Here is an 18939-nt window from a genome sequence, read left to right as displayed (position 1 = left end):
GTCTAAGCCTCAGAGAACCGCTTTCGGGTAGGAACCCAGCACCTTGAGTGCCACTGCTTCCTGACTGATCTTCTCCAGCACACTCTTGACCAGCGGGTCGCGGTGATGGCCGACGAAGTCGATGAAGAACACATAGGTCCATTTGCCGCTACGCGAAGGCCGGGTTTCGATCCGCGTCAGGTCGATGCCATTGTCGTGGAACGGCACCAACAGCTCGTGAAGGGCGCCGGGCTTGTTGCTCATGGAGACGATGATCGAAGTCTTGTCGTCGCCGGTCGGCGGCACTTCCTGGCTGCCGATCATCAAGAATCGCGTGGAGTTGTCCGGGCGGTCCTCGATTTTCTCGGCCAGACGGGTCAAGCCGTAGAGCTCGGCCGCCATGTCGCCGGCAATCGCCGCCGAGTTCCACTCGCCCTTGACCCGCTTGGCCGCTTCGGCGTTGCTGGAAACCGCCACGCGCTCGACATTCGGGTAATGGGCGTCCAGCCACTTGCGACACTGGGCCAGTGACTGAGCGTGGGAATAGATGCGGCTGATGCTGTCGGTCTTGGTGTTTTCACCGACCAGCAGGTGATGGTGGATCCGCAACTCGACTTCGCCACAGATCACCATATCGTGCTCGAGGAAGCTGTCGAGGGTGTGGTTGACCGCGCCCTCGGTGGAGTTTTCCACCGGGACCACGCCAAAGTTCACCGCACCGGCAGCCACTTCACGGAACACTTCATCAATCGCCGCCATGGGCTTGGAGATCACGGCATGGCCGAAATGCTTCAAGGCCGCTGCCTGGGTGAAGGTGCCTTCCGGGCCGAGATAAGCCACTTTCAGCGGCTGCTCCAGGGCCAGGCACGAAGACATGATTTCACGGAACAGCCGCGCCATCTCTTCGTTGCCCAACGGCCCCTGGTTGCGCTCCATGACACGCTTGAGCACCTGGGCTTCACGCTCGGGACGATAGAACACCGGCACTTCGCCTTCAGCCAGCGAAGCCATCTTGACTCGTGCGACTTCCTGGGCGCAGCGCGCGCGCTCACTGATCAGCTCGAGGACCTTTTCGTCCAGGCTGTCGATACGCAGGCGCAGTGCCTTGAGTTCTTGCTCGGACATTAACCGTGTTCCTTCTCGAACTCTGCCATGTAGGCCACCAGCGCGTTGACCGCGACGATGTCTACGGCGTTGTAGATAGAGGCACGCATGCCGCCTACCGAACGGTGACCCTTGAGGTTCAACAGGCCGCGCGCCTCGGCGCCCACCAGGAACGGCTTGTCCAGGCGATCGTCAGCCAGGCGGAACGGCACGTTCATCCACGAGCGGTCGGACTTGTTGATCGGGTTGCTGTACAGCCCACTGGCGTCGATGAAGTCATACAGCGTGCGCTGTTTGACGTCATTGAGCTTGCCGATGGCTTCTACACCACCTTGCTCTTTCAGCCACTCGAACACCAGCCCGGACAGGTACCAGGCCAGCGTTGGCGGGGTGTTGTACATGGAGCCGTTGTCGGCCGCGACCTTGTAGTCGAGCATGGTCGGGCAGATCGAACGGGCGCGACCCAGCAGGTCTTCACGAATGATGGTGACGACGATACCGCTCGGACCGATGTTCTTCTGGGCGCCGGCGTAGATCATGCCGAAGCGCGAGACATCCACCGGGCGCGACAGGATGTCCGAAGACATGTCGGCAACCAGTGGCACATCGCCAGTTTCCGGGACCCAGCTGAATTCCAGGCCGCCGATCGTTTCGTTCGGCGCGTAGTGCACGTAGGCCGCGTCTTGCGACAGCTTCCATTCGTTCTGGCCGGGAATCGCGAAATAGTCGTAAGGCTTGGCCGTCGCGGCCACATTGACGGTGCCGAAGCGCGAAGCTTCTTCAATGGCTTTCTGCGACCAGATACCGGTGTCGATATAGTCGGCTTTGCCGGTTTCCGGCAACAGGTTCAGAGGAATCTGGGCAAATTGCTGGCTAGCGCCGCCTTGCAGAAACAGCACTTTATAGTTCGAGGGGATATCCAGCAGATCACGCAGGTCCTGCTCGGCCTTGGTCGCGATGGACACGAACTCATCACTGCGATGGCTCATTTCCATGACCGACAGGCCCTTGCCATGCCAATCGAGGAGTTCACCCTGCGCGCGCTGCAGGACAGATTCAGGAAGCGCCGCGGGACCGGCACAGAAGTTATAGGCTCTCTTGCTCACATCCAATCTCGCTCTGATTTGGTGGGATCACGCAATAAATCCGTAGGAGCTGCCGAGCGAAGCGAGGCTGCGATCTTTTCGTTCAGCCCCTGACAAAGCAAAGAGCAAGATCAAGAGATCGCAGCCTCGCTTCGCTCCGCAGCTCCTACATTCATACCGGGCAAACATACCGGACAAATAACAAGGGGGAGAATTTTCATCCGCCCCCCTTGCGTATCCGTTTACTCCTGCGGTTCGGCGTCGTCGGCCGCAGCATCGAGTTGCTGGTCTTCAACAACATCATCGATGACTACACCGCCTTCAAACTCAGCGCCTTCTTCACCTTCCTCGCCTTCCAGCTCTTCGCCTTCGACTTCGGACGGCTCCTGAACCCGCTCCAGGCCGACCAATGTTTCGTCGCTGGCCAGCTTGATCAGGGTCACGCCCTGAGTGTTGCGGCCCAGGCTCGATACTTCGTCGACACGGGTACGAACCAGTGTGCCCTGGTCGGAAATCAGCATGATTTCCTCGCCGTCGAGCACCTGGACCGCACCGACCAGACGGCCGTTGCGATCGTTGCTGACCATGGCGATAACGCCCTGACCGCCACGTTTGTACTCAGGGAACTCAGTGATCGCCGTGCGCTTGCCGTAACCACGCGCCGAAGCGGTGAGGATCTGGCTGCCTTCTTCCGGGATCAGCATGGAAATCAGCTTCTGGCCTTCCGGCAGACGCATGCCACGCACACCGCGAGCGGTACGCCCCATGGCGCGAACGTCGGACTCTTTGAAGCGGGTGACCTTACCGCCGTCGGAGAACAGCATGACTTCACGCTCGCCATCGGTGATGGCCGCGGAAATCAGCACGTCGCCTTCGTCCAGCTCCAGCGCGATCAGACCGACGCTGCGTTGACGACTGAATTGCTCCAGTGGCGTTTTCTTCACGGTACCGTCAGCGGTGGCCATGAAGATGTAGTGACCTTCGGTGTACTCGTCGACCGGCAACATGGTGGTGATGTATTCACCCTCACCCAGCGGCAGCAGGTTGACCAACGGACGACCACGGGCAGCGCGGGACGCTTCCGGAATTTCGTAGGTTTTCAGCCAGTAGACCTTGCCCTTGCTGGAGAACAGCAACAGCGTGGTGTGACTGTTGGCGACCAGCAGGTGAGCGATGTAGTCCTCATCCTTGACGCCGGTAGCCGATTTGCCTTTACCGCCACGACGTTGAGCCTGGTACGCAGCCAATGGCTGGGTCTTGGCGTAGCCACTGTGGGAGATGGTCACGACGCGCTCTTCTTCCGGGATCATGTCACCCAGGGTCAGGTCGAGACGGGCATCGAGGATCTCGGTGCGACGCACATCGCCGTATTCGGCACGAATGACTTCCAGTTCCTCGCGAATCACTTCCATCAGGCGCGTAGCGCTGTTGAGGATGCGGATCAGCTCACCGATCTGGTTGAGGATTTCCTGGTATTCGGCCAGCAGCTTTTCGTGTTCCAGGCCGGTCAGACGATGCAGACGCAGCTCCAGAATGGCTTGCGCCTGTTCTGGCGAGAGGAAGTACTTGCCCTCACGCAGTCCGTACTGCGGGTCGAGGTTGTCCGGACGGCAGGAATCGGCACCGGCGCGTTCGACCATCGCTACTACCGCGCTGGACTCCCAAGGTGTGCTGATCAGCGCTTCCTTGGCTTCCGACGGCGTTGGCGAGGCCTTGATCAGGGCGATGACCGGGTCGATGTTCGACAGTGCAACGGCCTGACCTTCGAGGATGTGACCACGCTCGCGGGCTTTGCGCAGTTCGAACACGGTACGCCGGGTCACGACTTCGCGACGGTGACGCACGAAGGCTTCCAGCAGGTCCTTGAGGTTGAGGATCCGCGGACGACCGTCGATCAGCGCGACGATGTTGATGCCGAATACCGCTTGCAGCTGGGTCTGGGCGTAGAGGTTGTTGAGGATCACCTCCGGCACCTCGCCACGACGCAGCTCGATCACTACCCGCATACCGTCTTTGTCAGACTCGTCGCGCAGTTCGGTGATGCCTTCGAGCTTCTTCTCTTTGACCAGCTCGGCGATCTTCTCGATCAGCCGCGCCTTGTTCAGCTGGTAAGGCAGTTCGGTGATGACGATCTGCTGACGACCACCGACCTTGTCGATGTCTTCGATGATCGAGCGGGCACGCATGTAAATGCGCCCGCGACCGGTGCGGTAGGCTTCGATGATACCGGCGCGACCGTTGATGATCGCCGCCGTCGGGAAGTCCGGACCGGGGATGAATTGCATCAGCTCATCGATGGTCAGCTCGGGATTTTCGATGAGTGCCAGGCAACCGTCGATGACTTCACCGAGGTTGTGTGGCGGAATGTTGGTCGCCATGCCCACGGCAATACCGCTGGAACCGTTGACCAGCAGGTTGGGGATCCGGGTCGGCATGACCGCCGGGATCATTTCGGTGCCGTCGTAGTTCGGCACCCAGTCCACGGTTTCTTTGTGCAGGTCGGCCAGCAGCTCGTGCGCCAGCTTGCTCATGCGCACTTCGGTGTATCGCATGGCCGCGGCGTTGTCGCCGTCGACCGAACCGAAGTTGCCCTGGCCGTCTACCAGCAGGTAGCGCAGGGAAAAAGGCTGGGCCATACGAACGATGGTGTCGTAGACCGCTGTATCACCGTGGGGGTGATACTTACCGATCACGTCACCGACAACACGGGCGGATTTCTTATACGGCTTGTTCCAGTCGTTACTCAGCTCGCTCATCGCGAACAGTACGCGCCGGTGCACGGGCTTCAAGCCATCGCGCGCATCAGGCAGTGCCCGCCCGACAATTACGCTCATTGCGTAATCGAGGTAGGACTGCCTCATCTCGTCTTCGATATTGACCGGGATGATTTCTTTGGCCAGTTCGCCCATGAGAAGCCTGATTCCTTTTTCTGGTGAAACCTCGTCACATCCATATGGGACGAACGAAGCTCGTCGCTGCAGGCTGGGTGCCGTGCATCGACTTACGACAAATCAACGAGTTATGCCATGGATCTGCGCAGTAAAGGCAGCCACATCGGGCAACCCTGGAAACCGCCGGATGTTATCACAATCGCCGCCACGCACCTATCCCCCAGACGCGCATGGAGCATAGTTAGTTGACCGGTGACAGCCTGATAGGGGACGAGAGAAGCTTAGAGCCGTAGTGAATGAAGATTTGGGGCAAGGATGAGGGTTGTTTGTTGCCTGTGAGGGCCAATCGCGAGCAGGCTCGCTCCCACATTTATTTGATCTGTGGGGTGCCGTAAATTATGGCACACCCTCGATCCAGTGAAGATTTTGGTAAGGGAGAAGGATATTTGCTGACTGTCAGGGCCAATCGCGAGCAAGCCCGCTCCCACATTTGATCGGGGCGTGCCTGCAATAGGCGGCATCACACAAATCCCATGTGGGAGCGAGCCTGCTCGCGAAAGCTATCTAACAGCCGCCACCGCCCATCAATGCAGGCGCTTACGACACATCAACTGCGCCATTTTCGCGGTATCCGGCCGCTCGACTATGCCTTTTTCAGTAATGATTGCGTCGATCAGGTCTGCCGGGGTGACGTCGAACACCGGGTTGAATGCATCGACATCAGCCCCTACCCGCTTGCCGCCGACTTCCAGCAGTTCACTGCCAGCCCGCTCTTCGATGGGAATGTCGTCACCGCTGGCCAGGCTCATGTCGATGGTCGAACTCGGCGCCACCACCATGAAACGCACGCCATGGTGCATCGCGCAGACCGCCAGCTGATAGGTGCCGATCTTGTTCGCCACATCGCCATTGGCGGTGATCCGGTCGGCGCCAACGATTACCCAGGTGACACCCTTGGTTTTCATGATGTGCGCGGCCGCGGAGTCGGCGTTCAGGGTGACGGGAATGCCTTCGTTGGCCAGCTCCCAGGCGGTCAGCCGAGAACCCTGCAACCAGGGTCGGGTTTCGTCGGCGTAGACGCGCTCCACCATACCTTCCAGCCAGGCGCCACGAATCACCCCCAGCGCGGTTCCGAAGCCGCCGGTAGCCAGGGCGCCGGTATTGCAATGGGTGAGGATCGCCTGGGCATTGCCCTGATGCTTGCGGATCAGGTCGACACCCAGCTGCGCCATGGTCAGATTGGCTTCGCGATCACTTTCATGAATCGCCACGGCCTCGGCCTCAAGCACCGCCAACGGATGAGCGTGATTTTTCAGGCGCTCAAGACGCTCGCGCATGCGGTTCAGCGCCCAGAACAGATTGACTGCCGTCGGCCGCGAGTCCGCGAGCAAGGCAAAGTCCTCTTCCAGCGCGGCCTGCCAGTCACCGCCCGCGGCAAAGCGCGCGCGCGCCGCCAGCACCACCGCATAGGCCGCACTGATGCCAATGGCCGGGGCACCGCGCACCACCATCGAACGAATGGCCTCGGCCACGCCGGCGGCGGTGGTATAGGCAATCCAGCTTTCTTCGAACGGCAAAATGCGCTGATCAAGCAGGTACAGGGCGCCGTCCCGCCAATCGATGGCCTTCACCTTCTCCGCAGCCAACAGTCGATCGCGCATGCCTCACCCCATACTCACTAACAAAAGCCGCCGATTATAGCGGTCCCCCCGCGAAGACGCTCGGGTATACTTCGCCATCCTTTATAACAGCACCGGAAACCGCCCGAGATGCCGAACACCGCCGCCCCGCTCGACTTATTATTGCTGCCGACCTGGTTGGTGCCTGTCGAACCCGCCGGTGTGGTCCTTAAAGAACATGGCCTGGGCATCCGCGATGGGCGCATTGCCTTTATCGGCCCCCGCGCCGAGGCCTTGAAACTCAAGGCCAGCGAAGTCCGCGAACTGCCGGGCATGCTGCTCAGCCCTGGCCTGATCAATGCTCACGGGCACGCGGCGATGACGCTGTTTCGCGGCCTCGCCGATGACTTGCCGCTGATGACCTGGCTGGAACAGCATATCTGGCCGGCCGAGGCCAAGTGGGTTAATGAGGACTTTGTCCGCGACGGCACCGATCTGGCCATCGCCGAACAGCTTAAAGGCGGCATCACCTGCTTCTCGGACATGTATTTCTTCCCGAAAGTTGCCAGTGAACGGGTACATAACAGCGGTATTCGCGCGCAAATTGCCATTCCGATTCTCGACTTTCCGATTCCCGGCGCCAGCGATGCCGATGAAGCCATCCGCCAGGCAGTCGCGTTGTTCAGCGATCTCAAGCACCATCCGCGCATCAAGATCGCACTGGGGCCCCATGCCCCCTACACCGTCGGCGACGAGAACCTCGAGAAAATCCGGGTGCTTGCCGAGGAACTGGACGTCTCGATTCATATGCACGTTCACGAAACCGCCTTTGAAGTGCAGCAATCCGTCGAGCAGCGCGGCGAGCGGCCAATGGCCCGCCTGGGACGCCTGGGCTTGCTCGGGCCGCGCTTCCAGGCCGTGCACATGACGCAAATCTGCGATGAGGACCTGGCTTTACTGGTAGAAAGTAACAGCAGCGTGATTCATTGCCCGGAATCGAACCTGAAACTGGCCAGCGGCTTCTGCCCGGTCGAGCGTTTGTGGCAGGCCGGGGTCAACGTGGCGGTCGGCACCGACGGGGCGGCCAGTAACAATGACCTCGACCTGCTCGGCGAAACCCGCACCGCGGCACTGCTGGCCAAGGCCGTCGCTGGCTCGGCAACGGCCCTGGATGCCCACCGCGCCTTGCGCATGGCAACGCTCAATGGCGCCCGGGCGCTGGGTCTGGACAGCGAAACTGGCTCACTGGAAGTCGGCAAGGCCGCCGACCTGGTGGCCTTTGATCTCTCCGGCCTGGCGCAACAGCCGGTGTACGACCCGGTCTCGCAGCTTATCTATGCCAGCGGTCGCGACTGCGTGAAGCACCTGTGGGTCGCCGGCAAGCAATTGCTCGACGACCGACGCCTGACCCGCCTGGACGAACAACAGCTCTGCGCCACCGCGACAGCCTGGGGCGAACGCATCAGCGGCCACTGCCAATAGACAGAAAACCTTGAGCCACGGCTCAAGGCTGACCACAGAATTTATCAGCTTTAGAGGATGACCCCATGAGCAACGTCGACCACGCTGAAATCGCCAAATTCGAAGCCCTCGCCCATCGCTGGTGGGACCGTGAAAGCGAATTCAAACCGCTGCACGACATCAACCCGCTACGGGTCAACTGGATTGACGAGCGGGTAAAACTGGCCGGCAAGAAGGTTCTCGACGTCGGTTGCGGCGGCGGCATCCTCAGCGAAGCCATGGCTCAGCGCGGCGCAACCGTCATGGGCATCGACATGGGTGAAGCGCCGCTGGCCGTGGCGCAGTTGCATCAACTGGAATCCGGCGTCAGCGTCGAGTACCGGCAGATCACCGCCGAAGGCCTGGCCGAGGAAATGCCTGAGCAATTCGACGTGATCACCTGCCTGGAAATGCTCGAGCACGTGCCAGACCCGTCTTCGGTAATCCGCGCCTGCTTCCGTATGGTCAAGCCCGGCGGCCAGGTGTTCTTCTCCACCATCAACCGCAATCCGAAGGCGTTCCTGTTCGCCATCGTCGGCGCCGAATACATCATGAAACTGCTGCCCCGCGGCACTCACGATTTCAAGAAATTCATCCGCCCTTCCGAGCTCGGTGCCTGGAGCCGCTCTGCCGGGCTGACGGTCAAGGACATCATTGGCCTGACCTACAACCCGCTGACCAAGCACTACAAACTGGCGTCCGACGTCGACGTCAACTACATGATCCAGACCCTGCGAGAGGAATAAGCCCATGCGCATCAGAGCGGTTCTTTTTGACATGGATGGCACTCTGCTCGACACCGCACCGGACTTTATCGCCATCTGCCAGAGCATGCGTGCCGATCGCGGCCTGGCGCCGATTGCCGACAAGCATATCCGCGACGAGATCTCCGGCGGCGCCCGGGCCATGGTGGCAGTGACCTTCTCGATGGACCCGGAATCACCGGGCTTCGAAGAACTGCGCCTGGAGTTTCTGGAGCGCTACCTGAAAGACTGCGCCGTCCACAGCAAACTGTTCGACGGCATGGCCGAGCTGCTGGCTGACATCGAAAAGGCCAACCTGATCTGGGGCGTCGTGACCAACAAGCCACTGCGTTTCGCTGAACCGATCATGCAACAACTGGGGCTGGCCGAGCGCTCAGCCTTGCTGATTTGCCCGGATCATGTGAAGAACAGCAAGCCTGATCCCGAGCCGCTGATCCTCGCTTGCAAGATGCTCGACCTCGATCCGGCCAGCGTGCTGTTCGTCGGCGATGACCTGCGGGATATCGAATCGGGCCGCGATGCCGGCACCAAAACCGCCGCCGTGACCTATGGCTATATTCATCCGGACGACAACCCGAGGCATTGGGGGGCGGATGTGGTGGTCGATCATCCGCTGGAGTTGCGCAAGGTTCTGGATAGCGCGTTGTGTGGTTGCTGATCGCCTTTCCTGTGGGAGCGAGCCTGCTCGCGATGGTCGTTAACGATAACGCGTGAATCCTGACGAAACGCGTCAGCTTCAAGTCCATCGCGAGCAAGCTCGCTCCCACAAAGGGGCTTCTGTGAATTCTGTTGAGGTTTTTTATGTTTGATTACTCCGCTCGCCCTGAATTGCTCAAAGACCGGGTCATCCTGGTCACCGGTGCCGGTCGCGGCATTGGTGCTGTTGCCGCGAAGACCTTTGCCGCCCATGGCGCCACCGTGCTGCTGCTGGGCAAGACCGAAGCCAATCTGACCCAGGTCTACGACGAAATAGAAGCGGCCGGCCACCCACAGCCAGTGGTCATTCCATTCAACCTGGAAACCGCGCTGCCCCATCAGTACGACGAGCTGGCGGCGATGGTCGAAAGCGAATTCGGGCACCTCGATGGTTTGCTGCACAACGCTTCAATCATTGGCCCGCGCACACCCATTGAGCAGCTGTCCGGCGAGAACTTCATGCGCGTGATGCACGTCAACGTCAACGCCATGTTCATGCTGACCAGCACCCTGCTACCGCTACTCAAGCTGTCGCAAGATGCCTCCGTGGTGTTCACTTCGAGCAGTGTCGGACGCAAAGGCCGCGCCTATTGGGGCGCCTACGGGGTGTCGAAATTTGCCACCGAAGGCCTGATGCAAACCCTGGCCGATGAACTGGACACTGTCGCCCCGGTACGTGCCAACAGCATCAACCCTGGTGCCACCCGCACCAGCATGCGCGCACAGGCATACCCGGGAGAAAACCCGAACATCAATCCAGCGCCTGAAGAAATCATGCCGGTCTATCTGTACCTGATGGGCCCGGACAGCACCGGCATCAACGGCCAGGCTTTCGACGCACAGTAACCCCCTCCCCAGCGCCGCGACGGAATACCGCCGCGGCGAATGCAATAAAGTCATATGGCCAGCTTTGCTGTCATAAAAATGCCGAAACGCCCATAGACCTGTGCGCCAGTGTTAATCAACGACTTGAATTCAAACGATTTTTATTTAACTGAACCGAATGGCACGAATTTCGCTCTAACACTGCTCAGACACGCAGAGTGTTAGCGAAACGGGACTCGCCTGAGCCGGGGCTTATACCGGTCGGTAAGGCAGACTAAACTCTGGCCACTTGTCCTACGGGACTGATGGATCAGCATGACGCGCAGCCCGAAGCCGCTCTCACCCAGCCTGTAAGACAGCATTACGTGCTTAGGGGCTCACATCATATGAAATCACCTACCCAGACCAACGCAATTGACTTCGATAGCGCCAAATTGCAACGCCTGGGCTTTGGTCAGCAGTCCCCCCTCCTGCAGCGTCCCGTCAGCCTTGCGCAACTTCGCCAGCAACTGGGCCTGCAATTGCAAACCAGTCTCGAACCACTGCACATCCTGAGATTGTTCTTTCGTGAAACTCAGCGCCTTATGCCGCTGGATGCTTTGACCTACCAGCATCAGGCCAGCGACTTACGCATTGCTTTCGGCCAGGGTGGGCACCACAGCGTGAGCTACAGCCTCAGCCACGAAGGCGAACACTTGGGCGAACTGGTATTTCGGCGCAATCAACGCTTTAGCGAACAGGAGCTGGGCCACCTGGAATCTCTGCTCTGCGCCTTGCTCTACCCGGTGCGTAATGCCTTGCTGTACCGGGCAGCGACTCAAAGTGCGCTGCGCGATCCATTGACAGACACTGGCAACCGCATCGCCATGGATCAGACGCTGCAACGGGAAATTGATATGTCCCGCCGACACCTGCAGCCGCTATCGCTGTTGATGCTGGATATCGACCACTTCAAGAAAATTAACGACAACCACGGCCACACTGCCGGCGACCAGGTGCTCAAGGCTGTAGCGGCCTCGATCAAGGGCCAGTTGCGCAATGTCGATATGGTGTTTCGATTCGGTGGCGAGGAGTTTCTGATCCTGCTCTCCAACACTGGCCGAGAACCCGCGGCGCTGGTTGGCGAACGCCTGCGCCATGCGGCACAGGCTCAGGATTATTGGGCGGATGATGCGCTTGTCGAACTGACGGTAAGCCTCGGTTGCTCCACGTTGTTGCCCGCAGAATCTGCCGAAAGCCTGCTGCGCCGTGCTGACAGTGCGTTGTACGTGGCAAAACGCCAAGGTCGCAATCAACTGGCGATGGCGGGCTGAAAGTCAAGGTATCTACAGGGTTTGCGCGGCCTGTGGGATCTGGACTGCCCAGCTCCCACAGGGAATCGCGGACACCCGCTACATTGCGGGTGTCCGTCAGCCTGCGATCTTGTTGCTGTCAGCTCTGCGCCATTGCCATGTGCCCACGGGTTACCGAGAGCTTTTCCGAGTGCTCCATTTGTATGCACCGCTCCAGGAACAGGAACATGTAGTCGTAACTCTTGCAAACCGCCTGACGCAATTCGGTCTGCAGCGATTGGCTTGGATTCATACCCGCCAGCGTGCAGATGATTTCCAGCGCTTCCCAGGGATGGGCATCATCGTACTGGGCATGCATTTTCAACCATTTCATCGCCCGTTTACGGTCTTCCTCCGGAAAAGCCGCCGCATAGATGCCGTTGGAGCAGACCAGTGCCGACCATTCGCCGGTCGCGCCCTCAATGGCATAGTTGGTCGCGGCAATCGCCACGATCAGCGAATCCGCTGAACTTGTATGCCAGCACCAATGGCTCAGGGCATGAAGTTCCGGGGGGACTTGTTGCGTCTGCAAATCTTCCAGGCTGATGCCGTGCGCACGACTCCAGTGCACCCAGTAATCGGCATGATTGAGTTCTACGCGAATGTTACGCATCAGCCAGCGCCGCGCCATGTCTTCGCCGGGGTGGCGAGCAAAGCGGGTCTTGGTCAGGTTTTGCGCCATGTACAAGGCAAACTGTTCAACAACAGGCCAGCCACCAATCAGGTACTGGCGCATGGTTTTTGCGCCGAGCCGGTTATCACGCATGCGCTGATACACTTCATGCTCAACCACCCGGCGTTTGCTCTCGCTGCAATCCTGGATCAGCTTCTGCGCCCAGACTGGGTAACTTGCGGCTTCCATAAGCGGGCCGGTTCTGTTGAATGTGTCGATCACTGTCGAGCTCCTTTTGATGGTGATTGTACTGATCGGCAGAGATTTCAACGGAACGTGCCGGGCACCTTGAATAACAAGGGCTGTGGCCGCGCGGGTCGACGCTGCAGGCTATCACCGGTAAACAATTGCGGACGCTCGATAATGTACCCTTGAGCATAATCCACGCCGATTTCCAGCAAGGCCTGCTCAATCTGAGGGGTTTCAACAAACTCGGCAATTGTGCGCTTACCCATGACATGACCGATGTGATTGATCACTTCGACCATGGCGCGGTTAATCGGGTCGTCCAGCATATCCTTTACGAAACTTCCATCGATCTTCAAGAAGTCTACAGGCAAATGTTTCAGATACGCGAACGAGGACATACCGGCACAGAAGTCATCCAGCGAAAAATGGCAACCCAACCCTTTGAGCTCATTGATAAATCTTATTGCACTCGCCAAATTTGAAATGGCACTGGTTTCTGTGATTTCAAAACAAATCATGTCAGGAGGGATAGCGTAGGAAATGAACTGCTGACGCAGGAAGTCCAGAAAGTCATCATCTCCGATAGTTATACCTGACAGATTTATCGCACACATCGCCATTGGCCCTTCGCGCCCTTCGGCAATGCATTGGGCAATGATCTTGAATACGTTCTGTACCACCCAGCGATCCAGCGACGTCATCAACCCGTAACGCTCGGCGGCGGGAATAAAACTGTTGGGCAGAATCATCCGCCCTGATTCATCATGCAGGCGCAGCAGTATTTCGATATGCCCGCCCCCACGCTCGGCCTGACCCAGGGCAGCGATTTCCTGGGAATACAAACAGAAGCGGTTTTCCTCGAGCGCCATATGCAGGCGCTGTACCCAGGCCATCTCACCAAAACGCAGGGACAGCTCTGAATCGTCGGCATGATAGACCTGGACCCGATTACGCCCCTTCTCCTTGGCCATGTAACAGGCCATGTCGGCGGCTCGCAACGATGCTTCCAGGCTGGTGGGGATTTGCGCGACGTGAACCAGACCGATACTGACGGTGGTCACGAAAGGCCGGCCTTTCCATACGAAGTGGAGGTTCTGCACGATTTGACGCAAGACTTCAGCGATTTTCTCCGCGGCTTCCGGCGGGCAGTTTTCAAGCAGAATGCCAAACTCGTCGCCCCCCAAACGAGCCAGGGTGTCGCCTTCGCGCAAGCCCGATTGCAACAAGACGCAGATATGCCGAAGCAACTCATCACCGGCAGCATGCCCGCAGGTGTCGTTGACCAGCTTGAACTGATCCAGATCGAGAAACATCAAGGAGTGACGGCCCGATTGACGGGTCAAATTGTGCAACGCCTGTTCGAGGCGATACTCGAACTCGCGACGATTGGCCAGCCCGGTCAGCGCATCATGAGTCGCCTGCCATGAAAGATTGGCAATGTACTGCCGCTCCTGAGTCATGTCGTGCAACACCAGTACTGCGCCACTGACCTTGCCGGCGTTGCGGATCGGCGCCCCCACCAGGGTGACCGAGACCGTACTGCCATCCAGCCGTTGAATCAGTTTCGAATGCTCACTGGCGCTACTGAGTTGACCACTGAGAATCCGCTCGATGAGGGTAAAACCGTCAGCCTGTGCGTTTTCATCCAACAGATTGAACAACGCCGCCAACGGCAGGCCATTGGCCTGCTCGGCTTTCCAGTGCGTCAGCTCTTCCGCCGCCGGGTTCATATAGGCGATCGCGCCCTCGACATTGGTGGTGATGACGCCATCGCCAATGGATTGCAGAGTGATTTGCGCCCGCTCTTTTTCCAGCTGCAAGGCGTCGGCAAATGCATGGCGTTGGGTCAGCAGCTTGTGGGTGCGCAGCAATGCCAGGGCGATCAGTACCAGCGCAGTGGCCAGGTTGGTAATCAGCAGCAACCTTAAAATGACCCGCGAGCCTTCGCCCAATGCATCACTAAAGGCCTTGGCGGCAGGCGTCACGCTTTCATTGATGGCAAAAATCCCGTCTTTCCAGCCTTGCACATCGCTGCCTGTGGCCAGATTACCGGCAATGCCCTGATGCATCTCCTTGGCGACCCTCTCCAGTTGCACCAGGTGACTATCACCCACGGTCCACAGATCGATGGCTTTTTCCAGGTAACTGAAGTGACGAAAATTCAGGTACAACCAGATCAGGCTGGAGACGTCCTCCGGATGGTTACCCCCCTTGAGGATCGCCAGACGGGCAGCTTCAAGATCCGGTGGCTCACGATCGAGGGCGACACGCAGCTCATGGCCGCCCTGCGGCACGGCCATGGCATTCTGGTATTTGAGGAAAGTCGTTTCGTCGCGACTGTCGGCGTAGAGGTTGAGGTAGTAGATAGCGTCTTTCTGGCCCTTGGACCACAGACTTTCCCCTGCCACATAGCCGCGCACCGCCGACAGCACGTACAGGCTGACCCCGCCGAGCAATGCCTGAAACAGCACAACGGCAATAAATGGCCAGACAATGCCCAATAACCGTGGCGTTCCGAGAGTCCTTTTCTGCTTCATGTCGTCCCTTGCATAAGCACTGGTCAGATGAACACCCGAATTTTTTTGCTCCTGACAGCTCAGACTAGGCTAATTTTCGACAGTTCGAACTGTTGGATAAGCGGTTGTTAGATTTAGTCAGACATGAACTTGAGTGTCAGCAGTGCACCGTTTCCCCTGTGAGTTCAAGCACTAAGCACAGAAAAGCAAACAAAATTCAAGGGCGCTGCACTTGCTGCAAATGCCCGTAAAGCTTGGCGTAGAGGCCGCCGTCGGCAATCAGTTGCTGATGGTCACCGTCTTCGGCTATCTGCCCACCATCGAACACCAACACTCGATCGGCCTGTTTCACCGCGGACAAGCGGTGGGCAATGATCAGCGTAGTCCGACCGTTCAGAAAACGCGCCAGTGCCTGGTGCAGGTTGTATTCGGTCGCAGCGTCCAGCGCCGAGGTTGCCTCGTCGAGTATCACTACCTTGGGTTCGGCGAGGACCATTCGCGCAATGGCCAGACGTTGACGCTGCCCACCCGATAAACGCACCCCGGAGCGCCCGACAATGCTGTCCAGCCCCTGGGGCAAGGCTTTGACCGTGGCGTCCAGTTGCGCGATTTCCAGTGCCTGCCAGCAGGCCTCGTCACTGCGTGTGCGGCCCATGGTCAAGTTGGCCCGCACCGTATCGTTGAACAGCGCCGGATGCTGCAGAACCACCGCTACGTTTTCACGCACGGTGTCCAGGCCGATCTCCTGCTGGGTCGAACCGCCAAAGCGGATGCTCCCTGCCTGTGGCGTGTAGAGCCCCAGAAGCAGTTGTACCAGCGTGCTTTTGCCACCGCCGCTGGCCCCGACTATCGCGACTTTTTCGCCGGGCGCGATGGACAGGTCCATCTGGTCCAGCACCAGCTCGTCGCCGTAACCGAAGCTCAACCCGCGAACTTCGATACCGACCGTCTCGCGCCCCTGGAACGGGTCGACGCCTCCGGGGTATTGCGGCTCGTCGGCACGCGACAGCAACTCGTTGATCCGGGTCAGCGCTCCGCCGGCTGCGTAATAGGCGTATTGCAGATTGAGCAGCTGCTCGACCGGGCCGATCATGAACCACAGGTAGCTGAACACCGCCAGCATCTGGCCAATCGACAAGTCCGAGAACAGCACGGTGAGCATGGCCGCCGCGCGGAAGATGTCGATCCCGAACTGGAACAGCAAACCGCTGGCCCGGCTGGAGGCATCGCTCTTCCATTGTGAGTTCACTGCAAAATTGCGCACTTCCTGCGCCCGCAACCCTAACCGTCCGAGGAAAAAGCCCTGGCGGTTACCGGCACGGACTTCCTGGATCGCGTCGAGGGTTTCGGTGAGTGCCTGGGTAAATCGGGACGTGCTGTCGTTCTCGAGTTTTTTCAGGTGTTTGACGCGTTTGCCCAGTTGTACCGTGGCATAGATCACCAGGGGGTTGAACAGCAGAATCAACAGCGCCAGTTGCCAGTGCATCCAGACCAGGATGCCGGCGGTGCCGATCAGCGTCAGCGTGGCCACCAGGAAACGGCTGAGGGTTTCGCCGACAAACTTATCGACGGTGTCCAGGTCGGTGACCAAGTGGGTGGTCACCGTGCCGCTGCCCAGGCTTTCGTACTCACTCAGAGAGATGCGTTTGAGACGTTCGATCAGCCGGACGCGAATCCGATAGACGATGTCTTTGGCCAACCTGGCGAACAAGCGCGCCTGCAGCACGTTGAACAGCAACGCGCCACAGCGCAGCGTCAGGGTAATCAGCAGCATCAAGCCAATGTAGCCGGCGGCGCTTTGCCAGGCGTCGGGCAATGCGTGGTTCATGATCTTCAGTGCAGCATCGCCATGTCCCAGCAGCACTTCGTCCACCAGCAATGGCAAGAGCAAGGGAATCGGCACACTGCACAAGGTCGCCAGGACCGCGACACCATTGGCAATCCACAGGGCTTTTTTATGGTGTAACGCCAAACGACGGATTTCCGCCCAGGTCAGCCGATCGGCCCGCTTGGGTGGCTCCACGCCGTCGGGCTGATCATGCACAGGCGGCACGCTCCAGCCAGCGGCCGAGCAACGGCGACAGTTCCTTGAGCGGTTGATAACCATTGGTCAGCAGGGCCAATTGGCCGTTGCGCTCGGCGAGCAGGGTCGGGAAACCGGCGATACCCAGATCCTGTACCCAGGTGAAATCCGCGGCTGTGGCCGCATGCTGGTCGGCGCGGTCGAAGGCCGCCGCGAACTCGATTCGCGGCAAGCCTGCCGCCTCGGCCAACTCCACCAGCACACTGGCATGGGTGACGTCGCGACCTTCGACATAAAAGGCCTGTTGAATCAGCTTGAGCAGTTTCCAGGCACAGTCCGGCGCCAGGCTGCGCGCCGTCACCAGTGCCCGGCAAGCCGGCTCGGTGTCATAGACAAAACCGTCGGGCAAGGCCCCCTCGGTTTTGAACGGTTGGCCAGTGGACTCGGTGACCGCTTGCCAATGCTCAAGGATGTAGCGCCGCGTAGTTGGCTCCAGCGCGGCACCGCTGCCGGTCCTCAAGCCGCCCACCACAAGATGCAACTCGATACCTGCCGCTCGCGCCTGCTCTGCCAGGGCCTCGGCCACCGGAGCAAAGCCCCAGCACCAGGAACACATCGGGTCCATTACATAGAGCAAGCGTGCGGACATGACTCAGGCCTCGGTGTTGGACTGGCGGTAGTTGAAACCAATCGGATGTGGCTGGTTGCGGGCTTTCGCCAACTCGATCTGCTTCTGCCGGTCGATGGCACTGCGTCGGGTTTTCTCGCTCAGTTTATCCCAGCAATGCGGGCAACTGATGCCGGCCACATAGTGCTCGGAGGTGCGATCTTCGACGCTGATTGGTGTACGACAGGCATGACATTGATCGTAGTCTCCTTCGCTGAGGTCGTGGCGCACGGTGACCCGGTTATCGAAGACGAAGCAGTCGCCGCGCCATTGGCTATCTTCCTGCGGCACCTCTTCGAGGTACTTCAGAATGCCGCCCTTGAGGTGATACACCTCGTCGAAGCCCTGGCTGAGCATGTAGCTCGAAGCCTTCTCGCAGCGGATGCCGCCGGTGCAGAACATCGCGACTTTCTTGTGTCTGGCCGGATCGAAGTTGGCTTTGATGTAGTCCGGAAATTCGCGAAAGCTGGTGGTTTTCGGGTCGATGGCGCCTTCGAAGGTGCCGATCGAGACTTCATAATCGTTACGGGTGTCGATCAACAATACTTCCGGATCGCTGATCAGCGCGTTCCAGTTCTGCGGATCGACATAGGTGCCGACCTGCTTGTTCGGGTCGACACCGTCAACGCCGAGGGTGACGATTTCTTTCTTGAGCTTGACCTTGGTCCGATAGAACGGCTGATCTTCGCAGTACGACTCTTTGTGGTCGATGTCGTCCATGCGCGGATCGTTCTTCAACCAGGCCATCAGCCCGTCGATGCCTTCGCGGCTGCCGGAAACGGTGCCGTTGATGCCTTCTTCAGCGATCAACAACGTGCCTTTGACGCCGTTATCGACCATCGCCTGCAGCAGTGGCTCGCGCAGGGCTACGTAATCTTCAAGGGTGACGAACTTATACAGTGCCGCCACGACAATGTTTTGTGTCATGGGTGATCTCCAGGTGGCTACCCTCGTAAAGGGTGAACCGGATGCAAAAAAAACGCGCCGGCTAACTTGAGTTAGTGGCGCGTTGCGGATTCTAGCAAAAACAGCTGCGGTTGGCTGTAGATCGTCAAGATCGCAGCCTGCGGCAGCTCC

General features: G+C 59.1%; 14 protein-coding genes. 5 read left to right on the top strand and 9 right to left on the bottom strand.

Features of this window, described 5'->3' with window-relative positions; all coding sequences use genetic code 11:
• Positions 1-9: 9 nt before the first annotated feature.
• The 4 genes from pheA to mtnA all read right to left on the bottom strand — a co-directional run bounded on the left by pheA (position 10) and on the right by mtnA (position 6720).
• Positions 10-1104 (bottom strand): prephenate dehydratase, encoded by a 1095-nt coding sequence (pheA, locus tag F8N85_RS27795; protein WP_150806700.1) that lies wholly within the window; start codon positions 1102-1104, stop codon positions 10-12.
• A complete protein-coding gene (serC, locus tag F8N85_RS27790; protein WP_150806699.1) occupies positions 1104-2189 on the bottom strand; it encodes a 3-phosphoserine/phosphohydroxythreonine transaminase in 1086 nt (361 codons plus the stop codon). The genes pheA and serC overlap by 1 nt, the downstream gene beginning before the upstream one ends.
• A gap of 221 nt (positions 2190-2410) precedes the next feature.
• Positions 2411-5077 (bottom strand): DNA gyrase subunit A, encoded by a 2667-nt coding sequence (gene gyrA, locus F8N85_RS27785; RefSeq protein WP_150806698.1) that lies wholly within the window; start codon positions 5075-5077, stop codon positions 2411-2413.
• A gap of 566 nt (positions 5078-5643) precedes the next feature.
• The gene (gene mtnA / locus F8N85_RS27780; RefSeq protein ID WP_150806697.1) at positions 5644-6720 is read right to left on the bottom strand and encodes an S-methyl-5-thioribose-1-phosphate isomerase; all 1077 of its coding nucleotides are present in this window, start codon (positions 6718-6720) and stop codon (positions 5644-5646) included.
• Between the two features lie 108 nt (positions 6721-6828).
• On the opposite strand from mtnA, the gene F8N85_RS27775 reads away from it, so the two are divergent.
• The 5 genes from F8N85_RS27775 to F8N85_RS27755 all read left to right on the top strand — a co-directional run bounded on the left by F8N85_RS27775 (position 6829) and on the right by F8N85_RS27755 (position 11776).
• Positions 6829-8160, top strand: a complete 1332-nt coding sequence (locus F8N85_RS27775; RefSeq protein ID WP_150806696.1) for a TRZ/ATZ family hydrolase — start codon at positions 6829-6831, stop codon at positions 8158-8160.
• A gap of 65 nt (positions 8161-8225) precedes the next feature.
• Positions 8226-8924: a bifunctional 2-polyprenyl-6-hydroxyphenol methylase/3-demethylubiquinol 3-O-methyltransferase UbiG gene (gene ubiG, locus F8N85_RS27770; protein WP_150806695.1), complete on the top strand. Its 699-nt coding sequence runs from the start codon at positions 8226-8228 to the stop codon at positions 8922-8924.
• Positions 8925-8928: 4 nt separating this feature from the next.
• The gene (mupP, locus tag F8N85_RS27765) at positions 8929-9600 is read left to right on the top strand and encodes an N-acetylmuramic acid 6-phosphate phosphatase MupP (RefSeq protein ID WP_150806694.1); all 672 of its coding nucleotides are present in this window, start codon (positions 8929-8931) and stop codon (positions 9598-9600) included.
• Positions 9601-9743: 143 nt separating this feature from the next.
• Positions 9744-10484 (top strand): YciK family oxidoreductase, encoded by a 741-nt coding sequence (locus tag F8N85_RS27760; RefSeq protein ID WP_150806693.1) that lies wholly within the window; start codon positions 9744-9746, stop codon positions 10482-10484.
• A 365-nt stretch (positions 10485-10849) separates the two neighbouring features.
• A complete protein-coding gene (locus F8N85_RS27755; RefSeq protein WP_150806692.1) occupies positions 10850-11776 on the top strand; it encodes a GGDEF domain-containing protein in 927 nt (308 codons plus the stop codon).
• Between the two features lie 118 nt (positions 11777-11894).
• Here F8N85_RS27755 and F8N85_RS27750 read toward each other — a convergent pair whose 3' ends face one another.
• The 5 genes from F8N85_RS27750 to F8N85_RS27730 all read right to left on the bottom strand — a co-directional run bounded on the left by F8N85_RS27750 (position 11895) and on the right by F8N85_RS27730 (position 18789).
• Positions 11895-12656: a TenA family transcriptional regulator gene (locus tag F8N85_RS27750; RefSeq protein WP_412072516.1), complete on the bottom strand. Its 762-nt coding sequence runs from the start codon at positions 12654-12656 to the stop codon at positions 11895-11897.
• Between the two features lie 77 nt (positions 12657-12733).
• Positions 12734-15193: an EAL domain-containing protein gene (locus tag F8N85_RS27745; RefSeq protein ID WP_150806690.1), complete on the bottom strand. Its 2460-nt coding sequence runs from the start codon at positions 15191-15193 to the stop codon at positions 12734-12736.
• Positions 15194-15389: 196 nt separating this feature from the next.
• A complete protein-coding gene (locus F8N85_RS27740; RefSeq protein WP_150806689.1) occupies positions 15390-17216 on the bottom strand; it encodes an ABC transporter ATP-binding protein in 1827 nt (608 codons plus the stop codon).
• On the bottom strand, positions 17209-17811 hold the full coding sequence (locus F8N85_RS27735; protein WP_191636281.1) for a DsbA family protein: 603 nt from the start codon (positions 17809-17811) through the stop codon (positions 17209-17211). The genes F8N85_RS27740 and F8N85_RS27735 overlap by 8 nt, the downstream gene beginning before the upstream one ends.
• A gap of 36 nt (positions 17812-17847) precedes the next feature.
• Positions 17848-18789, bottom strand: coding sequence for a rhodanese-related sulfurtransferase (locus F8N85_RS27730; protein WP_150806687.1), 942 nt, complete (start codon positions 18787-18789; stop codon positions 17848-17850).
• Positions 18790-18939 lie beyond the last annotated feature (150 nt).

This window comes from Pseudomonas fluorescens (genome assembly GCF_902497875.1).
Taxonomy (GTDB): Bacteria; Pseudomonadota; Gammaproteobacteria; order Pseudomonadales; family Pseudomonadaceae; genus Aquipseudomonas; species Aquipseudomonas fluorescens_BR.
The sequence above is the reverse complement of the archived record's forward strand: the minus strand, read 5'-3'. Positions and strand labels throughout refer to the sequence as shown.